The sequence below is a fragment of the Mesorhizobium sp. M7A.F.Ca.CA.003.01.2.1 genome (genome assembly GCF_003998945.1).
Lineage (GTDB): Bacteria > Pseudomonadota > Alphaproteobacteria > Rhizobiales > Rhizobiaceae > Mesorhizobium > Mesorhizobium ciceri.
The window spans coordinates 1-5,598 of record NZ_RZRA01000308.1 but is presented as its reverse complement, the minus strand read 5'-3'; the positions used below and the strand labels follow the sequence as shown (position 1 = coordinate 5,598).

5 protein-coding genes are annotated in these 5,598 nt (G+C 62.2%); 2 read left to right on the top strand and 3 right to left on the bottom strand.

Going from position 1 to position 5,598, the window contains the following annotated elements:
* From EN969_RS14455 to EN969_RS14440, 3 genes are all read right to left on the bottom strand, one after another.
* Positions 1 to 1,074 (bottom strand): efflux RND transporter periplasmic adaptor subunit (locus tag EN969_RS14455; protein ID WP_127419199.1); only part of this gene is annotated, 1,074 nt, incomplete at its 3' end.
* 56 nt (positions 1,075 to 1,130) lie between these two features.
* Positions 1,131 to 1,736: a TetR family transcriptional regulator gene (locus tag EN969_RS14450; RefSeq protein WP_013532915.1), complete on the bottom strand. Its 606-nt coding sequence runs from the start codon at positions 1,734 to 1,736 to the stop codon at positions 1,131 to 1,133.
* Positions 1,737 to 2,189: 453 nt separating this feature from the next.
* The gene (locus tag EN969_RS14440) at positions 2,190 to 3,830 is read right to left on the bottom strand and encodes an acyl-CoA synthetase (RefSeq protein WP_063167610.1); all 1,641 of its coding nucleotides are present in this window, start codon (positions 3,828 to 3,830) and stop codon (positions 2,190 to 2,192) included.
* 190 nt (positions 3,831 to 4,020) lie between these two features.
* Here EN969_RS14440 and EN969_RS14435 point away from each other — a divergent pair, with 190 nt between their 5' ends.
* Together EN969_RS14435 and EN969_RS14430 are read left to right on the top strand one after the other, a co-directional pair.
* A complete protein-coding gene (locus EN969_RS14435; RefSeq protein ID WP_013532917.1) occupies positions 4,021 to 4,986 on the top strand; it encodes a sugar-binding transcriptional regulator in 966 nt (321 codons plus the stop codon).
* Between the two features lie 91 nt (positions 4,987 to 5,077).
* Positions 5,078 to 5,598 (top strand): class II aldolase/adducin family protein (locus tag EN969_RS14430; protein WP_206525157.1); only part of this gene is annotated, 521 nt, incomplete at its 3' end.

Genomic DNA, 5,598 nt, shown 5'->3' with positions numbered 1-5,598 from the left:
GTTCTCGGTCATGAATTGCGTGCCGGCGGCGACCACGACATCGCCGGGTTTCAAACCCTCCGCGACACGCACGCCATCGGCGGCGAACTCGGCAACCTTGATCGGACGAGCATGAACGGTGTCGGCGCCACGATCGACGGTCCAGACGATCGATTGGGTGCCTTGCTCGGCCAGTGCGCTCAGGGGGATCGAGACCAGCTGCCGCTCATTGGCCGCCGTGGCTTCGATGCTGGCGGTCATGCCGAGCAGCACACGCGGATCGTTGGGCAGGCTGACGCGGACGGCAAAGGTGCGTGATTGCGGATCGGCGCTGCCGGCGACTTCGCGGACCTTGCCGTCGAGCGCCAGCGCATCGTCGGACCAGAAGCCCGCCTTGACCGCCTTGCCCGGCTTGAATTCGGCGATTTCCATTTCGGGGACGGCGATCAGCACTTCCTTTTCGCCGTCGACAGCGACAGTGACAACCGGCGTGCCGGAACCGACCACCTGGCCAACGTCGGCGCTGACCGTGGTGACGATGCCATCCCTGTCGGCCTTGAGATCGGTATAACCGACCTGGTTCTTCGCCTGAGCCAGTGTCGAAAGGGCGGAATCACGGGTGGCGACCGCTTGGTCATAGGTCAAGGTCGCCTGTTCGAGCTGTGATTTCGGGGCAAAATTCTTGGCAAAAAGCTGCTCGGCACGCTTGCGGGCGAGTTCCACGGTCTCGACCTGCCGCTCGGCGGCATCGAGCGCTGCCTGCGCGCTCTTGACCGAAAGGTCGTAGTCAATGGGATCGATGCGGGCGAGCACATCGCCCGAGGCCACATGCTGGCCGATATCGACGAGGCGCTCGGTGATCTTGCCATTGACGCGGAATGCCAGAGCGCTCTCGGTGCGGGCCCTCACCGACCCGGAATAGGAGAGCGTGCGGGTGTCATGTACCTTCGCGATCTCGACAACCTTGACCGGGCGGATGATATCCTTGACTTCGGTTTTTTCCTGGCTGCAGCCGGCAAGCCCGAGAGTGGCGGTGACAAGCAGCACCGGGCCTACAGCGGGCAACCTGCCGATGATTGAACTGAACGAAGACACGCGCGTACTCCCGAAATGGAGATGAATCGTTGAAACCGGCGCCCGGCGGGCGGAGGCTACTTCAAGGCCTTGATTGCATAGTCGACGAGGTCGTCAGGCATTGCCCGGTTGGTCTTGGCAAGGCATTGCGCCACCATCTGCGGATGACACAGGATGACGGTCGCGGCGCCGAAACAGCGAGACGCGATAACCGGATCCTGTTTTCTGAACTCACCGGCCTCGATCCCGTCACGAATGATTTCCGCGAACAGGTCGTGAATGCTGTCGACATGCTTGTCGATCACACCCCAATCCCGTTCGAGGGCGACGATGACCATCTCGTGGACCTTCTGGTCGTCGAGCATGACCTCCATCGTCATCTTGTATTGCGCATGCACGTAGCGCCGGAGCCGCTCCTCGGCGCTGATCGGCAGGCGCGAAATCTCGTAGGCCATCTTGTAGCTGGCGCCGAGCATCCGGCCGCAGACGGCCTGGTGGATTTCGACCTTGGAGGCGAAGAAACGGTAGATGTTGGCCGGCGACATGCCGAGCTCACGCGCAATGTCGGCGACATTGGTCTTGCCGTAGCCATAGTGCCGGAACAGGCGCTCGGCGCAATCGAGAATGCGCGTTACATTTTCCTGTCGGGCGGCTTCGGCGACTATGGTGGCGGCTTCGGACATGATCCTCTATCGATTTACGAGTGACGAATTTTGATTTTCATCACTCGTAAATCGAAAAGAAGGACCTGTCAATGCGGATTCGGTATACACGTACGAATGGTGACAGATGGTGACAGTGAGAAGGTGGAATCGACGATCGCCGTTAGCGGCTGGCCCTGATGAATTCGTCATCCTAGGGCGAAGCAAGGAGCGAAGCGACGCGGCGCAGACCCTAGGATCCATGCCGCGACGTTGGTCAAAGAGTGCGACGGATCAACAGGTTTACACCGGTCAGCGAGCTGTAGCCTGCAGCCGCCATTCTCGACTGTCGGAGCTCGGCCGCAAGGTGACGGCATGGATCCCTTGGGCTGCGGAGCAGCTCCAGGGTTTCCGCGACGTCGCTCGCGACTGCTACACCCTAGGATGACGAAGCCCGCGACAAATTGTCGAGGCGAAGCATGGGTGGCGATGCAGCTAAGCCCCCTTGGCCATCTCGCGTAGCCGGAATTTCTGGATCTTGCCGGTCGAGGTTTTCGGGATTTCGGCGAAGATGACCGCCTTCGGCACTTTGAACCGGGCAAGCAGCGCGCGGCAGTGATCGATGATCTCGGCTTCGGTCGCGACCTTGCCGGGTTTCAGCTCGACATAGGCAACAGGCACTTCGCCCCATTTGTCGTCGGGCCTGGCGACGACGCCGCAAGAGGCAACCGACGGGTGCTTGTAGAGCGCGTCCTCGACCTCGATAGAGGAAATGTTCTCGCCACCGGAGATGATGATGTCCTTGGAGCGGTCCTTGAGCTGGATGTAGCCATCGGGGTGCATGACGCCGAGATCGCCGGAATGGAACCAGCCGCCGGCGAAGGCTTCGTCGCTCGCCTTGCGGTTTTTCAGGTAGCCTTTCATGACGATGTTGCCGCGGAACATGACCTCGCCGATTGTCTCGCCGTCGGCCGGTGTCGTCCGCATCGTCTCGGGGTCCATGACCGTCAGGCCTTCGAGCGCTGCATAGCGCACGCCCTGCCGCGCCTTCCTGGCGCTGCGCTCGCCCTTTTCGAGATCATCCCAGGCGCCGTGCCATTCGTTGACGACCGCCGGGCCATAGGTCTCGGTCAGGCCGTAGAGATGGGTGACGGCAAAGCCGGCATCCGCCATCCCCGACAGCACGGCTTCCGGCGGGGGTGCTGCAGCCGTGTTGAAAGTGACCGTCTGCGGAAATGCGCGCTTGTCCTCGTCCCTGGCATTGATCAGCACCGACATGACGACCGGCGCGCCGCACAGATGGGTGACGCCCTGATCGGCGATCGCATCGTAGATCGGCTTCGGCCGCACCCAGCGCAGACAGACATGGGTGCCGGCCTGGACGGCGAGCGTCCAGGGAAAGCACCAGCCATTGCAGTGGAACATCGGCAGCGTCCACAAATAGACCGCGTGCTTGGCCATGCCGGCATGGATGGTGTTGGTGTAGGCCATCAGGGCCGCACCGCGATGGTGGTAGACGACGCCCTTCGGATTGCCCGTCGTTCCGGACGTGTAGTTGAGCGAAATCGCATCCCACTCGTCGTCGGGCATCGACCAGGCGAAGTCCGCGTCGCCGCCTGCGACAAATGCCTCATAGTCCAGTGAGCCTACCCGCTCGCCCTTTGGGTACGGCGCGTCGGCGGCGTATTCGGGATCGTCATAGTCGATGACCAGCGGCTTGACCCTGGCCAGTTCCAGGGCCTGCTTGACGACGCCGGAGAATTCGCGGTCGACGATCAGCAGCTTGGTCTCGGCATGATCGAGTTGGAAAGCGATGACCGCCGCATCGAGGCGGGTGTTGAGCGAATGCAGCACCGCCTTGGTCATCGGCACGCCGAAATGCGCCTCCAGCATCGGCGGCGTGTTTGACAGCATGACGGTGACGGTGTCGCCCTTGCCGATGCCGCGCTTCTGAAGGGCCGAGGCAAGCTTCAGCGACCGCTGCCAGAAAGTGCGATAGTCGATGCGCTGGCGGCCATGGATGATGGCGATATGGTCGGGATAGGTCTTGGCCGCGCGCTCCAGATAGGTGAGCGGCGTCAGCGGCTGATGGTTGGCCGCGTTCTTGTCGAGATCCTGTTCGTAAGGATTGCCCATCCCATGCTCCCCGCGATTTTCTTTCAGACGTTCTAATCACAGGCTCGGGCCGCGTCACCACAAACGATGCCACGACAGAGCGCATTCGGCACAATGATGAACCAGATTCGGCGCAAGCGGGAGCATCGCATACCTCTGCCCAGTTTGACTTTTGTCGAGAGCCGTGAATAATGTCAGCTGAGGAGACGGCATGGCGATCCGACCGGCAGAACAACTCATCCACAAGGCCGCCTGGCTCTACTATGCCCATGGCCTGCGGCAGGACCAGGTGGCGAGCCAGCTTAACATTTCCCGTGCCTCGGTCGCCATGTACCTGCGCAAGGCGCGCGAGACCGGCATCGTCAACATCTCGACTTCGACCCAGCTTTTCACCGACGACGTGCTGGCGCGCAAGCTCGAGGATGCGCTGAGCCTCGACGCCGTCTGGATCGCGCCGGAGAATGATCATATTGCCGACCCGTCGACGGAAATCGCCGTGCTGGCGGCGAGCGTCTTTCTCGAACTGGTCAAGAAGGGCGACCGCATCGGCGTCGCCTGGGGCCGCACCGTCTATATGATTGCCGACGTCATGTCCTATGCCGACCTGCAGGATGTCACGGTGGTGCAGCTCTGCGGCAATCTCGGCGCGCCCTATTCCTATCGCCCCGACCAATGCACTATGGAAATCGCGCGGCGGCTCAACGCCAAAGGGCTCAATTTCTACGCGCCGCTGGTGCTGTCTACGGAAGAACTTGCGCGTGCGCTGCGTGCCGAGCCGGTGATCCGGGAACAATTGTCGGGTGTCGGCGAATGCGACCTGGCGTTATACTCGGTCGGCGCGGTCGACGCCGACAGCCATCTGGTCAAATGCGGCGCGCTGACGCCAAGCGAAATGGCGGATCTGCGCAGCCAAGGCGCTGCCGGCGTGATTGCCGGGCAGATCATAGACGCCGAGGGCAAGGTGCTCGACTGCAGTTATAACAGGCGGGTGATCTCCGCCGAGCTTGCCTCGCTGCGCGCCATCGCCAGGCGGTTGGTGGTGGTGCAGGAGGACAGCAAGTTCGAACCGCTGCTCGCGGCGATCGCCGGCGGCCTTTGCACGCATCTGGTGGTCGGCGCACACATGGCGCAGCGGCTCCTGGATCATGCGGCTGCCACGACAGAAAAGGCCTCCTAGGAAATCCCCTCTCCGTCGCCGGCGCATTGTCATCAAAGCGTCGCGGCATTGCTGTTTCACCATCAAAGACAAACAACCGGACGAAGCGAACATGAAGAATTTGTGGAATGACGAAGCAGCCGAAAAACTCGTCGCAGACTACGCGAAAAAGGGTGTCGGCCGCGACCTGGCGCTGCGCGTCTACACGACCCGGCTGCTCGGCGGCGAACCACGGCTGGTCCTGCATGGCGGCGGCAACACCTCTTGCAAGACGACGGCAACCGACCTCGTCGGCGACCAGTGGGACGTGCTGTGCGTCAAGGGCAGCGGCTGGGACATGGGCGTCATCGAGCCGCAGGGCCTGCCGGCGGTCAAGCTCAAGCCGCTGCTCAAGGCGCGCGCGCTGAACAGGCTGGCCGACGAGGACATGGTTGCCCTGCAACGCGTCACCCTCATCGATCCGTCCTCGCCCAACCCGTCGGTCGAGACGCTGCTGCATGCCTTCCTGCCGCACAAATTCGTCGACCACACGCACTCGACCGCCATTCTCGCCATCGTCGACCAGGAGGACTCCAAGCCGCTGGTGACCACGGTTTTCGGCGCCAAGATGGGCTATGTGCCCTACATCATGCC